This window comes from Pseudomonas sp. TUM25319 (assembly GCF_056388475.1).
This window is the reverse complement of record NZ_CM150751.1, coordinates 2690364-2706942: the sequence shown is the minus strand read 5'-3', so window position 1 is coordinate 2706942 and position 16579 is coordinate 2690364. Positions and strand designations below refer to the sequence as shown.

The following is a 16579-nucleotide window of genomic DNA, read 5'->3' as shown; positions in this document are numbered from 1 at the left end:
GCTACGCCTTTCGCAGGGGGTCAATGCGACGTTCGTTGCATGCGCACGAAACATTCGTCCACCCCTTGCTCGACGAAGCCTTCGCGCTGGTACAGATCACGCGCCGGGTTGCTCTTGAAAACCGTCAAACGCAGCAGTGGCAGGCGACGCTGCCGCGCCCAGGTGTCAAGTTCCCGCAACACCCAGGTGCCAATGCCACGTCCGCGGGCCGCCTCGGTTATATGCAATTCGCGGATATACAACGCGCGACTGTCCTGACTCAGGCTACAGAATCCGACACGCTCTTCCCCGGCCATGACCAGCCATTGCTCACGCCATTCCCAGGCGGCATCGAAGGCTTCGTCCTGCCACAGCAGGTCGAACTGACAGTAATAACGCAGCATGCCGCGGCGCGTCAGGTCGCGGGCGAAGGGCAGATCGGTGACGGTGGCTGCCATGAGGTGCAGGTTCACTGTTCGGTGCTCTCGCCGGCACGCGCCAGCCTCGAATGGCCAAGCATGATGGTCTTTCTCCGTTGTTGTTGAATGAGCCTAGCCGCTGGCAATGAGGTTTCGTTGACCCCGGTCAGGTTGGCCCAGGCGGGCGATTGTAAGCTGGCCTTGTGCCAGGCATGCGCCTGAAATTCCACCCCGGACCCTCTCATGACGACCCAGACCAGCGCCCTTCCCTCGGAACAGGCGCCCGCAGCAAATCCCCTCTCGACCCGCTCGGGCCGCGGCCCCACCGTCCTGTTCTTCAGCCTGTTGATCGGCGCCCTGCTCTACACCGCCTGGAGCCTGTTCCGCGACATCGACGCCAGCGGTACGGTCATCACCACCTGGACGCCATTCCTGTTGCTCGGCGTGGCGCTGCTGATTGCCCTGGGCTTCGAGTTCGTCAACGGTTTCCACGATACCGCCAACGCCGTGGCCACGGTGATCTACACCCACTCCCTGCCGGCGCGCTTCGCGGTGGTGTGGTCGGGCTGCTGGAATTTCCTCGGCGTGCTGTTCTCCAGCGGCGCCGTGGCCTTCGGCATCATTGCCCTGCTGCCGGTGGAGCTGATTCTGCAGGTCGGCTCTTCTGCCGGCTTCGCCATGGTCTTCGCCCTGCTGCTGGCGGCGATCATCTGGAACCTCGGCACCTGGTGGCTGGGGCTGCCGGCGTCGTCGTCCCACACCCTGATCGGCTCGATCATCGGCGTGGGGGTTGCCAACGCGCTGATGCACGGCCGCGACGGCACCAGCGGCGTGGACTGGTCCCAGGCCGGCAAGGTTGGCTATGCCCTGCTGTTTTCGCCGATGATCGGCTTCGCCTGCGCCGCCCTGTTGCTGCTGGGCCTGCGCAAGCTGGTCAAGCACAAGGCGCTGTACCAGGCCCCCGTGGGTAATACACCGCCGCCCTGGTGGATTCGCGGGCTGCTGATCGTGACCTGCACCGGGGTGTCGTTCGCCCACGGCTCCAACGACGGTCAGAAAGGCATGGGCCTGATCATGCTGATCCTGGTGGGTACCCTGCCGATGGCCTATGCGCTGAACCGGACCATGCCGGCGGAGCAGTCGCAGCAGTTCGTGACGATGGCCGAAGCCACGCGCGCGGCGCTGATCGGCCATGCGACCCAGCCCGCCCCCGCCGATCCGCGCCAGACCCTCACCGCCTTTATCCGCGCGCCCGAACCCAGCCCTGAACTGATCCCGGCGCTGGCCGAACTGGCCGGCACCATCGGTCGCCAGGTGGACAGCTACGGTTCCCTCGCCGGTATTCCCGCCGAGGCCATGAGCAACGTGCGCAACGACATGTACCTGACCAGCGAAGCCATTCGCCTGATGGACAAGCACAAGCTGCTGAACCTCGACGCGCAGACGCGCCAGACCGTGCAGGTGTTCAAGCAACAGGTAGACGACGCCACGCGCTTCATTCCGCTGTGGGTCAAGGTGTCGGTGGCCATCGCCCTCGGGCTGGGCACCATGGTCGGCTGGAAGCGCATTGTGGTCACCGTGGGCGAGAAGATCGGCAAGACCCACCTGACCTACGCCCAGGGCGCCTCGGCGGAGCTGGTGGCGATGTGCACCATCGGCGCGGCGGACCACTTCGGCCTGCCGGTGTCGACCACCCATGTGTTGTCGTCGGGGGTGGCCGGCACCATGGTCGCCAATGGCTCGGGCCTGCAGGGGCGGACCATTCTCAATCTGGCGATGGCCTGGGTGCTGACCCTGCCGGTGTCGATCCTGCTGGCGGGCTGCCTGTACTGGCTGCTGAGCCAGTTGATCTGATCAGACGGCGGTGTCGCTGCGGCGCAGTTCGCCGATTTTCTCCAGCCGCGCACGGACAATGTTGCGACTGATATTGAGCAGGCGGCCGGTCTGCAACTGGTTGCCGTGGCAGAAGCGGTAGGCGGTGCGGAACACGGTTTCCTCGATGTGCTCGTAGAGGTCGGGGATGTTCTGCTCGAACAGCGCGGTGAGCGCCGCCTCCAGGTCCGGCGGCGCGGCCGGCAGGCGCAGCGGCGCCACGTTTTCCTCGATGCGTCCGCCCATCGGGCGCATGTCCACCAGGTGCAGGTCGCCTGGCTGAACCACCTGCTGGCGGCACACTAGCAAGGCATGGTGAATGGCGTTTTCCAGTTCGCGGATATTGCCCGGCCAACTGTGCGACAGCATCTTGCGTTCGGCTTCGAGGCTCAGGCTGGCGCGGCTGTAGCCCAGGCGCTGGCAGTGCTCTTCAAGGAAGAATTCGGCCAGCGGCAGGATATCGCCGGGGCGCTCGCGCAGTGGCGGCAGGCGGATGGTTGCCACGTGCAGGCGGTAGAACAGGTCTTCGCGGAAATTCCCCGCCACCACGGCATCGGCCAGGTTGACGTTGGTTGCGGCCACCAGGCGCACGTTGATCGGGATCGGCGTGCGCGACCCCAGCCGTACCACTTCGCGCTCCTGCAACACCCGCAGCAGTTTGACCTGCATATTCAGCGGGAGGTCGCCGATCTCATCGAGGAACAGGGTGCCGCCGTTGGCCGCCTCGAACCAGCCAGCCTTGGCGTTGGTGGCACCCGTGAACGCCCCCTTCTCGTGGCCGAACAGTTCGCTTTCCACCAGGGTCTCGGCGAAGGCGCCGCAGTTGACGGCCACGAACGGTTCGCGACCGCGCCGGCTCAATTGATGGATATGACGTGCCACCAACTCCTTGCCGGTGCCGGTCTCGCCGATGATCAGCGTGTTGGCTTCGCTGGGCGCCAGGCGCTCGATGCGGCTGAGCAGTTCCTGGGACCGCGGGTCCTTGAACACCAGCACGGTGGCGCGAACGGACTTGGTCAACTCGCGGGCATTGGGATGAGTTATCAGCGACATAGAGGGCATTCCTGGCAGGTGTGGCGCGCCCTCATAGTGCACGAAACAAATTAGAACAAATAATTATTAATTTGCATTTGAATATTCCATAAACAACTAAGCGAAAAATCTGCTGCTCCAGCAGCAACCCAGCAACAGCCGCTGCTCGACGCTCAGCACGCAAGGCGCCGTGCGATTGCCGGTCGTTTTCCTGAAAGCCTCGTGATTCGCGGCCTGCGCTCAATTCCCAGACATTTGGCATGGCTTTCGCTCTAGGGTCGGTGACTGTCGTTTCGTTCAAGGACCCTTCATGAAACTGCCGCACAAACTGGCCTTCGGGCTGAGCCTGCTGACCCTTTCCCTCAGCGCCCTGGCTGCCGAAGCCTACGCACCGAAACCCGACCCGCAGCAAGGCGATGGCCGCGTCTCGGCGTTAGCGCCCTGGCTGCCGAAGCCTACGCACCGAAACCCGACCCGCAGCAAGGCGATGGCCGCGTCTCGGCGTTCTACACCTGGGAAAAAGCCATTCCCGCCAAACCGGGCAAGCTGCTGCGCAGCGAGCCGCTGGACCAGACGCTCGCCCTGCCCGGCTCGGCGAAACAACTGCGGATTCTCTACAGCTCCACCGACGGCATCGACGGCAAGTCGCCGATCGTGGTCTCCGGCGCGTTGTTCATCCCGCAAGGCAAGGCGCCGGAAGGCGGCTGGCCGGTGGTCACCTGGGGCCACGGCACCGTGGGCGTGGCGGATATCTGCGCGCCGTCCTGGTCCGGCCGCTCCTACCGTGACGTGCAGTACCTGGCGCGCTGGCTGGCCGAGGGCTACGCCATCGTCGCCACCGACTATCAGGGCCTCGGCGTGCCCGGCGGCCATCCGCTGCTCAACAACCGCATGGCCGCCTACGGCATCCTCGACGCCGCGCGGGCGGTGATCGGCGGCGTCCCGGGGCTGGCGAACAAGGTACTGGTGCTCGGCCAGTCCCAGGGTGGTGCCGGCGCTTTCGCGTCTGCCGCCTATGCGCCGACCTACGCGCCGGACCTGGGCCTGAAGGGCAGCGTCGGCACCGGGGTGATCTACACCGTGGGCAGCAAGAACGTCGGCGAGCAGGACCCGAACAAGGTCGATGCCGCCCTCGCCTACGGCTTCTACACCCTGCTGGCAGCGCAGCAGTACGACCCGAGCATCGACCCGCGGGACTTCTACACCGACAAGGCGCTGCCGCTGTTCGAACAGGCGCGCACCAGTTGCCTGTCGTCGCTGGTCGCCGATGTGGTCGGCACCGGCCTGACCCCGGCCAACACCCGCAAGGACAACGATGGCGCCAAGCTCAAAGCCTGGCAGGCACAGGTCAGCTACCCGACGCTGAAACTGGCGCAACCGATCTTCATCGGCACCGGCGCCGAGGACAAGACGCCCGCCGCCTCCACCCAGGTGGCGCTGATGCAGGACGCCTGCAAGGCAGGCTCAGTGGTCGAAGGCCACCTGTACAAGGGCCTGGGCCACAGCGAAACGGTGAACGCCTCGCTCAAGGACTCGCTGCCGTTCGCCCGCAAAGTGTTCAGCGACCAGCCTGTCACCCCGGTCTGCAACCCCTCCGTGCAATAAGGACATCGCCATGAGCATCGAATTTTTCACCCGCCTGCCGCTGCACGGCGAAACCCAGTTCCTGCCCGGCGACCCGCGCAACCGCGGCGACTGGCATGCCGGCGGCGACAGCACCGGCGCCGTCTCGGGCTTTAGCGTCGGCGACCACTTCACCTACATCGACTACCTCGGGCAGATCGCCCGTGCGGCCGAGATCAACGGCTTTGGCGGTGTGCTGATGGTCAACGCCCCCTATGGCGAGGAGCCGTGGACGGTGTGCTCGCTGCTGGCCCGGGAAACCCGCACGCTGAACTACGTGGCCGCCTTCCAGCCGTATCACTACACCCCGTGGGTAGCGGTGCAGCAGGCCGCGACCTACCAGCGCGCCACCGGCAACCGGCTGATCTGGAACATCATCAACGGCGGCTCGGACGCGGTGCAGCGCCAGGTCGGCGACTTCTTCGAGCACGACGACCGCTACGAGCGCGCCACCGAGTTCATGGACGTGGTCAAAGGTTACTGGCATTCGGAAAACTTCCACTACGACGGGCGCTTCTACAAGGCCGGAGGCGGCGGCCTGCGCGGGCCACAGAAGAAAGCCGAGCTGCCGCTGATCTGCACGGCGGGTTCGTCGATTCCGGCCCGGGAATTCGCCGCCAAGCATGCGGACTTCTACCTGATGCGCGCCGAGCATCCGGACAAGATCCGCGAGCTGATCGCCGATATCCGTGAGCGGACTCTGAAATACGGACGCAGCGCCAGCGACATCCGCTTCGGCCTGTCGATCGATGTCATCACCCGCGAGACCGAGGAACTGGCCCTGGCCGAAGCCAAGCGCTTCTTCGACGAAGGCGTGGCCAAGAACACCATCAAGGCCGCCGCCGCCCATGCCGGCCTGCGCACGGCGCGCAAGCTGAGCTACGAAGAGGAATACGGCAACCGCGAGGAAAGCCGCCAGTTCGACGATTTCTTCATCTACCCGAACGTGTGGGCGGGCTTCGGCTACATCGGCATCCCGCCGGGGCTGGCCTTGGTGGGCAGCTACGAGAACGTGGTGGCGCGGGTTCGCGAGTACAACGAACTGGGGATCGATGTGTTCTTCCTGGCAGGATATCCGCATCTGGAAGAGGCGTATCGGTTGGGCGAGCACATTCTTCCGCACTTCCGTGGGGAGCGGGAGGCTTTGAAGCGGACGGCTTTGCCAGGGCTTAAAGTGGCGGGCTGACAGATACCCTTTGCTCTTTCGGGCCTCATCGCTGGCAAGCCAGCTCCCACTGGTTCAGGCCCTTGTGGGAGCAACTGTCTTTAAGGATTTTTTTCAAACGCCCCCTTCAGGCATGGCTTCGCCAGCGATACCGCATTGCGGTTTCGCTGGCGAAGCCCGCTTTTCAGTAAATCAGCCCTCGCTTGCTGTCAGGTTGCGGGTATCTGAGATTTCGGTTCTTTCCACTTCGTGCCGTCTCGCAGCATCGCGTTAAGACGTACCAGGATCTTGCGCATGCAGGCCACAATAACGACCTTGGCAAGTTTGCCTCGCGCTCGCAGAGCCTCATATTCGGCTTTGACTTCCGGATCGTGGCGAACCATTGACCAGGTCGACATATAGAGCACACGGCGCACTGCATAGCGCCCGCCTTCGATCGATCTGGGGCCGCTCTTCTTGCCGCTGTCGTTGTTGTAAGGGGCTAACCCTACCAGGGCCGCGATCTTGCGCCCTGTCACGGCTCCGAGCTCAGGCAGCGATGCCATGAGCGTGCCGCACGCAATGACTCCAATCCCTTTCACCGATCTCAACTGACTGGCTTTCTCCTGATTCAGGGCGTTCGAGGCCTTCTCAATCGCCTCATCCAGTGCTTTGATTTTCTGGTTCAGATAAGCGATGAGATCGGTGTAGGTGGATATAGCTATGGCCTGAGTGGTTTGTTGTATCCGGCGCTTGTTGCTGTCTCGATCCTTGACCAGATTGCCTCGCAGCTTGATCAACTCCCCCAGCTCATCCCGAGCCTGGTTAGGCTCAACCGGCGGCAAGTCCTCGATATCTCGGGCAAACTTCGCCAGCATCCGAGCGTCGATTTTGTCGGTCTTGGCAAGCTTGTTCATGGATCTGGCATAGTCACGAGCGCGCTTGGGATTGACGCGAACCACATTAAGACCGCTTAGCTGCAGGGCCTTGAGCAAAGCCCTCTCATAACCACCGGTGGCCTCAAGCAGTACTCGCTCGACTTCAAGCCCGTTCAGGCATGCAATCAGCTGAGCGAAGCCATCAGAGTCGTTACTGATCTGGAACTGCGGGTAATTCGCAGGAAGAAACCCCACATCCACAGTCGCTTTCGAAACATCGAGACCAACAAAGTAGGAAATCATCGCCAAGCCCTCTTACACTCAAGAAGTGAGAGCGCTCTGACCTATCCCTAGCTTGTGATTTCGAGTTTTGCCGCTCATCCAACTGTTCGGGCTTCTGGTCAGAGTGAGAGGTGGATGGCGACTTGGCTCCCACTCGTGCTTTAAGCACCGCTGGCATTCAGTCTGCCATCCACCGCTCTCACCCTTCTGAGTTTAAGAGGCCTTGAAGACACAAGCTGGCTTGCCAGCGATGAGGGCCTGAATGTCAGCGTAATCCCCCCTGCCGCAACCGGTACTCGCCCGGCGTCACCTGCGCATACCTCAGGAAAAACCGGCTGAAATACGCCGGATCCTTGAAGCCCAGGCTGTAGCAGATCTCGTTCGCCGAACTGCCGGTGAACAGCAGCAACCGCTTGGCCTCCTGCATCAGGCGCTCCAGTACCAGGCGCTTGGACGGCAGGTCGGCGATACGCCGGCAGATGTCGTTGAGCCGCGCCTCGGTCACGCCGATCCCCTCGGCGTAACGCGACAACGGCCAGTGCTCCAGGTAATGCGCTTCGATCAATTCATTGAAACGGTGGAAGATCAGCAGGTCTTCGTGCCGGGTCGAACGGGCGGGCAATGAGCGGGCGCACAGGCGCAGCAGGCTGATCATGATCAGCCGGGTCAGGCTGTGCAGTGCCGCGCCGCGTCCGGCTTCGTCGCTTTCCACCTCACTGCCGAGCAGGCCGAACAGCACTTCCAGGCGCTGGGCTTCGGCCGCGAAATTGCCCTCCAGCCCACTCAACGCCACGCACGCCGGCGCCACCTGCGGCCCGGGCGCAAGCCCAGGGTCGGCTTCCAGCAATTGCCAGACCAGTTGTTGACGCACGGTCAGCACATGGCCGTCGGCGTCCGCTTCGGTGACGAAGGAATGCGGGATGGTCGGCGGCGTAAGGAAGAACATCGGCCCGGACTCGACGTACTGCTGGTCGTCCAGGTAGACCCGCACCGTGCCCGACTTGACGTAGTGCACCTGGAAAAACCGGTCGTGCCGGTGCACCGGCATGTTGCGCCCGAAGAAGCCCGCCAGGTTGCCGAGCTTGTCGTAGTGCACTTCCGAATCGCTGTAGCGCTGGTCGTAGACCTGCCCGATGTTGATGTTGGGGATCGGCGTGCGATCGCTCATGACCCTGTATTCCCGTGCCGCGCGTTGTTCTTTACGCCAGCTTAACGCCGTGGCGAGCAATCGGCAGCTTGCATTTCGTTAACATCTTAATTATAAAGTTAACACATTAACAATTACCCCCGGGGCGCACCCCGTGCCACCCCGCATTTGCCAGGAGAAGAGCATGAGCCGTGCCCTGCATGACGCTGCCACCGGCACCCTGTTTGGCGTTGCGCTGAACTACAAGGGTCTGCTGGAACAGCGTCTCGCCGAATTCGAACAGGCGCCCTACCAGAAACCACCGGTCAAGCCGGTGCTGTTCATCAAGACCCCCAACACCCGCAATGGCCACGGCCAACCGGTGGTGTATCCCAAGGGTGTCGAGAAACTGCAGGCCGGCCCGGCCCTGGGTGTAGTGATCGGAAAGCGCGCCAGCCGCGTCAGCGCCGAGAACGCGCTGGAACACGTTGCCGGCTTCACCATCGTCAACGAATTCAGCCTGCCGGAAGAGAGCTACTACCGCCCGGCCGTCAAGGCCAAGTGCCGTGACGGCTTCTGCGTGATCGGCCCAGAGCTGGTGCCGGTGGCGCAGATCGCCGACCCGCATTCGCTGGACATCCGCCTGTTCATCAACGGCGAAGTACGCCAGCAGAACAGCACCGCCAACCTGGTGCGCGGCATCCCGCAACTGATCGCGGAAATCACCGAGTTCATGACCCTGCATGAGGGCGATGTGCTGATCACCGGCACGCCTGAAGGCCGCGCCGACGTTCAGCCGGGCGACCAGGTCGAGATCGAAATCACCGGGCTGGGCCGTCTGGCCAACCCCATCGTCGCCGAGCAGGAGACCCACTGATGAAACACGCTCGTATCCGTTTCGAAGGCGAGGTCCACGCGGTCACCGTCGAAGCCGAAAACGCCGTGCGCCTGGCCGACGGCCGCCTGATCGGCGAGTCGCTGGTGGAGTGGCTGCCGCCCGCCACCGGCAGCATGTTCGCCCTGGGCCTGAACTACGCCGACCACGCCGCCGAGCTGGCCTTCAAGCCGCCGACCGAGCCACTGGCCTTCGTCAAGTCGCCGGGCACCTACACCGGCCACAACCAGATCACCTGGCGCCCGGACAACGTCAAGTACATGCACTACGAGTGCGAACTGGTGGCCGTGATCGGCAAGCCGGCGCGCAACGTCAAGCGCGAGGACGCCCTGGAGTACCTCGCCGGCTACACCGTGTGCAACGACTACGCCATCCGCGACTACCTCGAGAACTACTACCGCCCCAACCTGCGGGTGAAGAACCGCGACTGCACCACCCCGGTCGGTCCGTGGATCGTCGACGTGGCCGATGTGCCGGATCCGTCGAAGCTGACCCTGCGCACCTGGATCAACGGTGAGCTGAAACAGGAAGGCACCACCGCGGACATGATCTTCGACATCCCCTACCTGATCGAATACCTGTCCAGCTTCATGACCCTGCAACCGGGCGACATGATCGCCACCGGCACGCCGGAAGGCCTGGCCGACGTGGTCCCGGGCGATGAAGTGGTGGTGGAAGTGGAAGGCGTGGGCCGTCTGGTCAACCGCATCGTCAGCGAAGCCGAGTTCTTCGCCCAGTACAACAAAGACAACGCAGAGGCATGAGCAGCATGATCAAGCACTGGATCAACGGCCGTGAGGTCGAAAGCAAAGACACCTTCGTCAACTACAACCCGGCCACCGGCGAAGCCATTGGTGAAGTCGCCAGCGGCGGTGCCGAAGAAGTCGCCCAGGCGGTTGCCGCGGCGAAGGAAGCCTTCCCGAAATGGGCCAACACCCCGGCCAAGGAACGTGCCCGCCTGATGCGCAAGCTGGGCGAGCTGATCGACCAGAACGTACCGAAGCTGGCCGAGCTGGAAACCCTGGACACCGGTCTGCCGATCCACCAGACCAAGAACGTGCTGATCCCGCGTGCCTCGCACAACTTCGACTTCTTCGCCGAAGTCTGCACCCGCATGGACGGCCACACCTACCCGGTCGACGACCAGATGCTCAACTACACCCTGTACCAGCCGGTGGGTGTGTGTGGCCTGGTATCGCCGTGGAACGTGCCGTTCATGACCGCCACCTGGAAGACCGCACCGTGCCTGGCCCTGGGCAACACCGCGGTACTGAAGATGAGCGAACTGTCGCCGTTGACCGCCAACGAGCTGGGCCGCCTGGCCGTCGAAGCCGGCATCCCCAACGGCGTACTCAACGTGATCCAGGGCTACGGCGCCACCGCCGGTGATGCACTGGTCCGTCACCCGGACGTGCGCGCCATCTCCTTCACCGGCGGCACCGCCACCGGCAAGAAGATCATGCAGACCGCCGGCCTGAAGAAGTACTCCATGGAACTGGGCGGCAAGTCGCCGGTGCTGATCTTCGAAGACGCGGATCTGGAACGTGCACTGGACGCCGCGCTGTTCACCATCTTCTCGCTGAACGGCGAACGCTGCACCGCCGGCAGCCGGATCTTCATCCAGGAAAGCGTGTACCCGCAGTTCGTCGCCGAGTTCGCCGCCCGCGCCAAACGCCTGATCGTCGGTGATCCGACCGATCCGAAGACCCAGGTCGGCTCGATGATCACCCAGGCCCACTACGACAAAGTGACCGGCTACATCCGCATCGGTATCGAGGAAGGCGCCACCCTGCTCGCCGGTGGCCTGGAGCGCCCGGCCAACCTGCCGGCGCACCTGTCCAAGGGTCAGTTCATCCAGCCGACCGTGTTCGCCGACGTGAACAACAAGATGCGTATCGCCCAGGAAGAAATCTTCGGCCCGGTGGTCTGCCTCATCCCGTTCAAGGACGAAGCCGAAGCGCTGCAGCTGGCCAACGACACCGAGTACGGCCTGGCCTCGTACATCTGGACCCAGGACATCGGCAAGGCCCACCGCCTGGCCCGTGGCATCGAGGCCGGCATGGTGTTCATCAACAGCCAGAACGTACGCGACCTGCGCCAGCCATTCGGCGGCGTGAAGGGCTCGGGTACCGGTCGTGAAGGCGGTCAGTACAGCTTCGAAGTGTTCGCCGAAATCAAGAACGTGTGCATCTCGATGGGTAGCCACCACATCCCGCGCTGGGGTGTTTGATCGCTGATCCGGCGATCACCGAAATCCCCTGTGGGAGCTGGCGTTGCCAGCGATGAGGCCAGCAGCCTCACTACAGGGGGTGACTGCCAAGGCCCTATCGCTGGCAAGGCCAGCTCCCACAGGGTCCTGTGTCGCACACGCGAGACAAGAACAACAGAATCAGGAGTTCATCCCATGGGCGAAGTCGTCCTGGCAGCCAAAGTCTGCCACGTCCCCTCGATGTACCTGTCCGAGCTGCCGGGCAAGCACCACGGCTGCCGTGAAGCGGCCATCGCCGGGCACAAGGAAATCGGTCGCCGCGCCCGCGAGCTGGGTGCCGACACTGCCGTGGTGTTCGATGTGCACTGGCTGGTCAACAGTGCCTACCACATCAACTGTGGCGAGCACTTCAAGGGCGTCTACACCAGCAACGAACTGCCCCACTTCATCAAGGACATGGCCTTCGAGTACCCCGGCTGCCCGGAACTGGGCGAGCTGATCGCCGCCGAGGCCAACGCCGCCGGCGTACGCACCCAGGCCCACAACATCCCGAGCCTGGAGCTGGAATACGGCACCCTGGTACCGATGCGCTACATGCACATGGGCGTGCCGGACGAGGAAAAACTGCAAGTCGTCTCCATCGCCGCCTGGTGCGCCTGGCACCGCCTGGAAGACAGCCTGGCCTTCGGCGCCGCCGTACGCCGCGCCATCGAGAAGAGCGACCGCAAGGTGCTGGTCCTGGCCTCGGGCTCGCTGTCCCACCGCTTCTCCGACGACCGCAACGCCGAAGCCAACATCCACAACTGGACCCGCGAATTCGACAAACAAGTCGACATGCGCGTGGTGGAGCTGTGGAAGCAGGGTCGCTTCAAGGAGTTCTGCGCAATGCTCCCCGACTACGCCGCGCATTGCTACGGCGAAGGCGGCATGCACGACACGGCGATGCTGCTGGGCCTGCTCGGCGGCGCCGACTACGACAAGCCGGTGGAAGTCCTGACCGAAGCCTTCGGCAGCTCCGGCACCGGCCAGATCAACGCGATCTTCCCGGTTTGAAACAGCTGCCAGCTACAAGCTGCAAGTTTCAAGCGGCAAGAAAAAGCGGTTTGCGCCGCCCCTGATATCAACGCTGATCCCTCTTGCCGCTTGCAGCTTGAAACTTTACGACGAAGGATTCTTGGAAAATGCCGCACTTCATCGCTGAAATCACCGAAAACATCGAAGCCCAGGCCGACCTGCCCGGCCTGTTCGAAAAGGTCCACGCCACCCTCGGCGCCAGCGGCGTGTTTCCGCTGGGCGGCATCCGCAGCCGCGCGGTGCGCCTGGACACCTGGCGCATGGCCGACGGCAAGCACGACTACGCCTTCGTCCACATGACCCTGAAGGTCGGCCACGGCCGCGACCTGGAAACCCGTACCCAGGTTGCCGAGCAGTTGTTCGCAGTGATCACCGAGCACTTTGCCGCCTTGCAGGCCGAGCGCCTGCTGGCGCTGTCGTTCGAAATGATCGAGCTGCACCCGCAACTGAACTTCAAGCAGAACAACGTTCACGCGTTCCTCAAGAACCAGGCGGGCTAACCCTCCGCCTGTAACACCCACGGCCACTCTGACAAAAAAGAACAAGATCATGAGCACAGCCAATACCGCAGATACCGCAGTACTCGCCCGTCAAGACTCGACCCATTCCACCGTCACCTGGCGGCTGATGCCGCTGTTGCTGGTGTGTTACCTGTTCGCCCACCTCGACCGCATCAACATCGGCTTCGCCAAGATGCAGATGAGCACCGACCTGCACTTCAGCGACACGGTGTACGGCTTCGGCGCCGGTCTGTTCTTCATCGCCTACGCGATGTTCGGCGTGCCCAGCAACATGGCCCTGGACCGCGTCGGGCCGCGCCGCTGGATCGCTACCCTGATGGTGGTCTGGGGGGCGCTGTCCACCAGCATGCTGCTGGTGCAGACGCCCACCGGGTTCTACGTGCTGCGCTTCCTCCTGGGCGTGGCCGAGGCCGGGTTCTTCCCCGGCATCCTGGTCTACCTCAACCGTTGGTACCCGGCCCGTCGCCGCGCCCAGATCACCGCGCTGTTCGCCATCGCCGTGCCCATGGCCGGTGTGGTGGGCGGCCCGCTGTCGGGCGGGATTCTCGAACTGTTCCACGACGCCGCCGGCCTGCGCGGCTGGCAGTGGATGTTCCTGCTTGAAGGTGCTCCCGTCATCCTGCTCGGCCTGGTGGTACTCAAGTGCCTGCCGGACAACTTCAACAGCGTCAGCTGGCTGAGCGACGAGCAGAAACGCGGGCTGCGCGATGAACTGAACCAGGAAGAACAGCGCAAATCCATCACCTCCTTCGCCGGCATCCTCAGTGACGCCCGGGTCTGGCTGCTGGTGGCGGTGTACTGCGCCGTGATGCTGGCGGTGAACACCCTGGCCTTCTGGATGCCGACCCTGATCCATGGCGCCGGTATCGGCAGCGACGGCCGCGTCGGTCTGCTCAGCGCCGTGCCTTACCTGGCGGGCTGCTTCTTCATGATCGCCTGCGGCCGTTCTTCGGACCGTCGCCGCGAACGCCGCTGGCACCTCTGCGTGCCGCTGCTGATGTCCGCCTTCGGTATCGCCGTGGCCGGCATCGCCCCCGACAACGCCACCCTGGTGATGGGCGGCCTGATCGTCGCCGGCATGGGCGCCAGCGCCGCGCTGCCGATGTTCTGGCAACTGCCGCCGGCCTTCCTGTCCAACACCACCCAGGCAGCGGGCATCGGCCTGATCAGTTCCCTGGGCAGCATTGCCTCGTTCGCTGCGCCCTACCTGATCGGCTGGATGCGCGACACCACCCACAGCGCCAGCCTCGCCCTCTACGTGCTGGCCGTTTTCATCACGCTCGGCGGCCTGCTGGTGCTGCGCACCCACGCCGCTACCGTCAACCCTCAGTAAGAGATTCGATCATGCTCGACCACAGCCAGATCCTCAGCGCCGCGGCCCAACTGGACCGGGCCGAACGCAACCGCGAACAGGTGCGCCAGTTCTCCCTGGAACACCCCGGCATCACCATCGAGGATGCCTACGCCATCCAGCGCGCCTGGGTCGCGCAGAAGATCAAGGACGGGCGCAAGCTGGTCGGCCACAAGATCGGCCTGACCTCCCGCGCCATGCAGGTGTCGTCGAACATCACCGAGCCGGACTACGGCGCCCTGCTCGACGACATGCTGTTCGAAGAAGGCAGCGACATCCCGTTCGAGCGCTTCATCGTGCCGCGGGTCGAAGTGGAGCTGGCGTTCATCCTCGGCAAGCCGCTCAAGGGCCCGAACGTCACCGTGTTCGACGTGCTGGACGCCACCGAGTGGGTAATCCCGGCACTGGAGATCATCGACGCGCGCATCCAGCAGGTCGACCCGCAAACCCAGGTCACCCGCAAGGTCTTCGACACCATCTCCGACAACGCCGCCAACGCCGGCGTGGTCATGGGTGGCCGTCCGGTGCGACCAACCGACATCGACCTGCGCAAGGTGCCGGCGGTGCTGTACCGCAATGGCGTGATCGAAGAGTCCGGCGTCTCTGCCGCCGTGCTCAACCACCCGGCCAAGGGCGTGGCGTGGCTGGCCAACAAGCTGGCGCCGTATGACGTCACCCTGGAAGCCGGTCAGATCATCCTCGGCGGCTCCTTCACCCGTCCGGTGGCGGCGCGTCCGGGCGATACCTTCCACGTCGACTACGACATGCTCGGCTCCATCGCCTGCCGTTTCGTCTGATCAGGAGAGTCCCATGGACATGCCCGTCAACCGCTTCAAACAGCGCCTGAGCGAAGACCAGGCGCAAATCGGCCTGTGGCTCGGCCTGGCCGACGCCTACTGCGCGGAGCTGGCGGCCAACGCCGGCTTCGACTGGCTGCTGATCGACGGTGAACACGCGCCCAACGACCTGCGCGGCATGCTCGCGCAGTTGCAGGCCGTGGCGCCCTACGCCAGCGAGGCGATCATCCGTCCGGTGATCGGTGATACCGCGCTGATCAAGCAGATCCTCGACATCGGCGCCCAGACCCTGCTGGTGCCGATGGTGGAAAGCGCCGAACAGGCTCGCCAACTGGTGCGCGCCGTGCACTACCCGCCACAGGGCGTGCGCGGTGTCGGCAGCGCCCTGGCGCGGGCCTCGCGCTGGAACAGCATCCCCGGCTACCTCGACCATGCCGACGCGCAGATGTGCCTGCTGGTGCAGATCGAGAACCAGGAGGGCCTGGCCAACCTGGACGCGATCGCCGCCGTGGACGGCGTCGATGGTGTGTTCATCGGCCCGGCGGACCTCAGTGCGTCCATGGGCCATCGTGGCAATCCGGGGCACCCGGACGTGCAGGCCGCGATCGAGGACGCCATCGCCCGGATCAACAAGGCCGGCAAGGCGGCGGGGATCCTCAGCGCCGATGAGAAACTGGCACGGCGCTACATCGAGCTGGGTGCGAAATTCGTCGCGGTGGGCGTGGATACCACGGTGCTGATGCGCGGCCTGCAAGGGCTGGCGGCGAAGTTCAAGGAAGGTCAGGTGGCACAGCCGACTTCCGGCGGCGTTTATTAGTCAGTCATCGCTGGCAAAGCCAGCTCCCACAAGTCTGAGCCTTGCACCTTGTGGGAGCTGGCCTTGCCAGCGATGAGGCCATCGAGGTCACCGCCTCACTTGCTTCAGTTCATCCAGCAACCCCAGCAACTGCTGCAACTTCTCCTCGCCGAACTGCCCCTGCAACGCCTGATAGTTGGCCTCCATGCGCTGGCTCATCGAGCCGAAGATCTCCTCGCCCTTCTGCGCCAGTTCCACCAGCACCCGTCGCTGGTCGGTCTCGGCCTTGCGCCGTTTGACCAGCCCGGCCGCCTCCATGCGCACCAGCACACCGGTCATGCTCGGCTTGAGAATGCAGGCCAGGTCGGCCAGACGATAGATCTCCATCTCGCCCTGCTGACGCAGGATGCGGATCACCCGCCACTGCTGCTCGGTCAGGCCGTGTTCGTTGAGGGAGGGACGGAAAAAACGCATGGCGGCTTCACGGGCTTGCAGCAGGGTGAGCGTCAGGGACTGGCGAGGGCGGCTGGACATGAAAATGCAGGGTTCTCAGGCTATTTTGTTAACACTTTAACAAAAAC

Annotated in this window: 17 protein-coding genes; 11 read left to right on the top strand and 6 right to left on the bottom strand. The window is 63.9% G+C overall.

Annotation, left to right across the window (positions count from 1 at the left end):
- Positions 1 to 20: 20 nt before the first annotated feature.
- On the bottom strand, positions 21 to 437 hold the full coding sequence (locus AC05QJ_RS12860; RefSeq protein WP_476747927.1) for a GNAT family N-acetyltransferase: 417 nt from the start codon (positions 435 to 437) through the stop codon (positions 21 to 23).
- Between the two features lie 204 nt (positions 438 to 641).
- Between AC05QJ_RS12860 and AC05QJ_RS12855 the strand changes: the two genes are divergently transcribed.
- Complete coding sequence (locus AC05QJ_RS12855; RefSeq protein WP_476747217.1) at positions 642 to 2252, top strand: inorganic phosphate transporter; 1611 nt, start codon at positions 642 to 644, stop codon at positions 2250 to 2252.
- Here the strand turns inward: AC05QJ_RS12855 and AC05QJ_RS12850 are convergent, their stop codons facing one another.
- Positions 2253 to 3323: a sigma-54 interaction domain-containing protein gene (locus AC05QJ_RS12850; protein ID WP_476747216.1), complete on the bottom strand. Its 1071-nt coding sequence runs from the start codon at positions 3321 to 3323 to the stop codon at positions 2253 to 2255.
- Positions 3324 to 3354: 31 nt separating this feature from the next.
- Positions 3355 to 3603, bottom strand: coding sequence for a hypothetical protein (locus AC05QJ_RS12845; RefSeq protein WP_476747214.1), 249 nt, complete (start codon positions 3601 to 3603; stop codon positions 3355 to 3357).
- Between the two features lie 140 nt (positions 3604 to 3743).
- On the opposite strand from AC05QJ_RS12845, the gene AC05QJ_RS12840 reads away from it, so the two are divergent.
- Positions 3744 to 4907, top strand: coding sequence for a lipase family protein (locus AC05QJ_RS12840; protein WP_476747926.1), 1164 nt, complete (start codon positions 3744 to 3746; stop codon positions 4905 to 4907).
- Between the two features lie 10 nt (positions 4908 to 4917).
- The gene (locus tag AC05QJ_RS12835; RefSeq protein ID WP_476747213.1) at positions 4918 to 6111 is read left to right on the top strand and encodes an LLM class flavin-dependent oxidoreductase; all 1194 of its coding nucleotides are present in this window, start codon (positions 4918 to 4920) and stop codon (positions 6109 to 6111) included.
- Positions 6112 to 6299: 188 nt separating this feature from the next.
- Here AC05QJ_RS12835 and AC05QJ_RS12830 read toward each other — a convergent pair whose 3' ends face one another.
- Both AC05QJ_RS12830 and hpaA read right to left on the bottom strand, forming a co-directional pair.
- Complete coding sequence (locus AC05QJ_RS12830) at positions 6300 to 7250, bottom strand: IS110 family transposase (protein WP_476742461.1); 951 nt, start codon at positions 7248 to 7250, stop codon at positions 6300 to 6302.
- 244 nt (positions 7251 to 7494) lie between these two features.
- Positions 7495 to 8397 carry a 4-hydroxyphenylacetate catabolism regulatory protein HpaA gene (hpaA, locus tag AC05QJ_RS12825; RefSeq protein ID WP_476747212.1) on the bottom strand — a complete coding sequence of 301 codons (903 nt, stop codon included), beginning with the start codon at positions 8395 to 8397 and terminating at the stop codon, positions 7495 to 7497.
- Between the two features lie 163 nt (positions 8398 to 8560).
- Between hpaA and AC05QJ_RS12820 the strand changes: the two genes are divergently transcribed.
- The 8 genes from AC05QJ_RS12820 to hpaI all read left to right on the top strand — a co-directional run bounded on the left by AC05QJ_RS12820 (position 8561) and on the right by hpaI (position 16019).
- Positions 8561 to 9232, top strand: a complete 672-nt coding sequence (locus AC05QJ_RS12820) for a fumarylacetoacetate hydrolase family protein (protein ID WP_476747211.1) — start codon at positions 8561 to 8563, stop codon at positions 9230 to 9232.
- Positions 9232 to 10014 carry a fumarylacetoacetate hydrolase family protein gene (locus AC05QJ_RS12815; protein WP_476747210.1) on the top strand — a complete coding sequence of 261 codons (783 nt, stop codon included), beginning with the start codon at positions 9232 to 9234 and terminating at the stop codon, positions 10012 to 10014. The genes AC05QJ_RS12820 and AC05QJ_RS12815 overlap by 1 nt, the downstream gene beginning before the upstream one ends.
- A gap of 5 nt (positions 10015 to 10019) precedes the next feature.
- Positions 10020 to 11480: a 5-carboxymethyl-2-hydroxymuconate semialdehyde dehydrogenase gene (hpaE, locus tag AC05QJ_RS12810; RefSeq protein WP_476747925.1), complete on the top strand. Its 1461-nt coding sequence runs from the start codon at positions 10020 to 10022 to the stop codon at positions 11478 to 11480.
- Between the two features lie 174 nt (positions 11481 to 11654).
- The gene (gene hpaD / locus AC05QJ_RS12805) at positions 11655 to 12512 is read left to right on the top strand and encodes a 3,4-dihydroxyphenylacetate 2,3-dioxygenase (RefSeq protein WP_476747209.1); all 858 of its coding nucleotides are present in this window, start codon (positions 11655 to 11657) and stop codon (positions 12510 to 12512) included.
- Positions 12513 to 12640: 128 nt separating this feature from the next.
- A complete protein-coding gene (locus AC05QJ_RS12800) occupies positions 12641 to 13033 on the top strand; it encodes a tautomerase family protein (protein WP_476747208.1) in 393 nt (130 codons plus the stop codon).
- 49 nt (positions 13034 to 13082) lie between these two features.
- Positions 13083 to 14387 carry an MFS transporter gene (locus AC05QJ_RS12795; protein WP_476747207.1) on the top strand — a complete coding sequence of 435 codons (1305 nt, stop codon included), beginning with the start codon at positions 13083 to 13085 and terminating at the stop codon, positions 14385 to 14387.
- Between the two features lie 11 nt (positions 14388 to 14398).
- Complete coding sequence (gene hpaH, locus AC05QJ_RS12790) at positions 14399 to 15202, top strand: 2-oxo-hept-4-ene-1,7-dioate hydratase (RefSeq protein ID WP_009394236.1); 804 nt, start codon at positions 14399 to 14401, stop codon at positions 15200 to 15202.
- 13 nt (positions 15203 to 15215) lie between these two features.
- Complete coding sequence (gene hpaI / locus AC05QJ_RS12785; protein WP_476747206.1) at positions 15216 to 16019, top strand: 4-hydroxy-2-oxoheptanedioate aldolase; 804 nt, start codon at positions 15216 to 15218, stop codon at positions 16017 to 16019.
- An 87-nt stretch (positions 16020 to 16106) separates the two neighbouring features.
- Here hpaI and hpaR read toward each other — a convergent pair whose 3' ends face one another.
- Positions 16107 to 16532, bottom strand: coding sequence for a homoprotocatechuate degradation operon regulator HpaR (gene hpaR / locus AC05QJ_RS12780; protein ID WP_476747205.1), 426 nt, complete (start codon positions 16530 to 16532; stop codon positions 16107 to 16109).
- Positions 16533 to 16579 lie beyond the last annotated feature (47 nt).

What these genes read in the sequence shown, in the direction of transcription:
- AC05QJ_RS12860 (WP_476747927.1), bottom strand. Translation starts at nt 437, where the DNA reads ATGGCAGCCACCGTCACCGATCTGCCCTTCGCCCGCGACCTGACGCGC.
- AC05QJ_RS12855 (WP_476747217.1), top strand. Translation starts at nt 642, where the DNA reads ATGACGACCCAGACCAGCGCCCTTCCCTCGGAACAGGCGCCCGCAGCA.
- AC05QJ_RS12850 (WP_476747216.1), bottom strand. Translation starts at nt 3,323, where the DNA reads ATGTCGCTGATAACTCATCCCAATGCCCGCGAGTTGACCAAGTCCGTT.
- AC05QJ_RS12835 (WP_476747213.1), top strand. Translation starts at nt 4,918, where the DNA reads ATGAGCATCGAATTTTTCACCCGCCTGCCGCTGCACGGCGAAACCCAG.
- AC05QJ_RS12830 (WP_476742461.1), bottom strand. Translation starts at nt 7,250, where the DNA reads ATGATTTCCTACTTTGTTGGTCTCGATGTTTCGAAAGCGACTGTGGAT.
- hpaA (WP_476747212.1), bottom strand. Translation starts at nt 8,397, where the DNA reads ATGAGCGATCGCACGCCGATCCCCAACATCAACATCGGGCAGGTCTAC.
- AC05QJ_RS12820 (WP_476747211.1), top strand. Translation starts at nt 8,561, where the DNA reads ATGAGCCGTGCCCTGCATGACGCTGCCACCGGCACCCTGTTTGGCGTT.
- AC05QJ_RS12815 (WP_476747210.1), top strand. Translation starts at nt 9,232, where the DNA reads ATGAAACACGCTCGTATCCGTTTCGAAGGCGAGGTCCACGCGGTCACC.
- hpaE (WP_476747925.1), top strand. Translation starts at nt 10,020, where the DNA reads ATGATCAAGCACTGGATCAACGGCCGTGAGGTCGAAAGCAAAGACACC.
- hpaD (WP_476747209.1), top strand. Translation starts at nt 11,655, where the DNA reads ATGGGCGAAGTCGTCCTGGCAGCCAAAGTCTGCCACGTCCCCTCGATG.
- AC05QJ_RS12800 (WP_476747208.1), top strand. Translation starts at nt 12,641, where the DNA reads ATGCCGCACTTCATCGCTGAAATCACCGAAAACATCGAAGCCCAGGCC.
- AC05QJ_RS12795 (WP_476747207.1), top strand. Translation starts at nt 13,083, where the DNA reads ATGAGCACAGCCAATACCGCAGATACCGCAGTACTCGCCCGTCAAGAC.
- hpaH (WP_009394236.1), top strand. Translation starts at nt 14,399, where the DNA reads ATGCTCGACCACAGCCAGATCCTCAGCGCCGCGGCCCAACTGGACCGG.
- hpaI (WP_476747206.1), top strand. Translation starts at nt 15,216, where the DNA reads ATGGACATGCCCGTCAACCGCTTCAAACAGCGCCTGAGCGAAGACCAG.
- hpaR (WP_476747205.1), bottom strand. Translation starts at nt 16,532, where the DNA reads ATGTCCAGCCGCCCTCGCCAGTCCCTGACGCTCACCCTGCTGCAAGCC.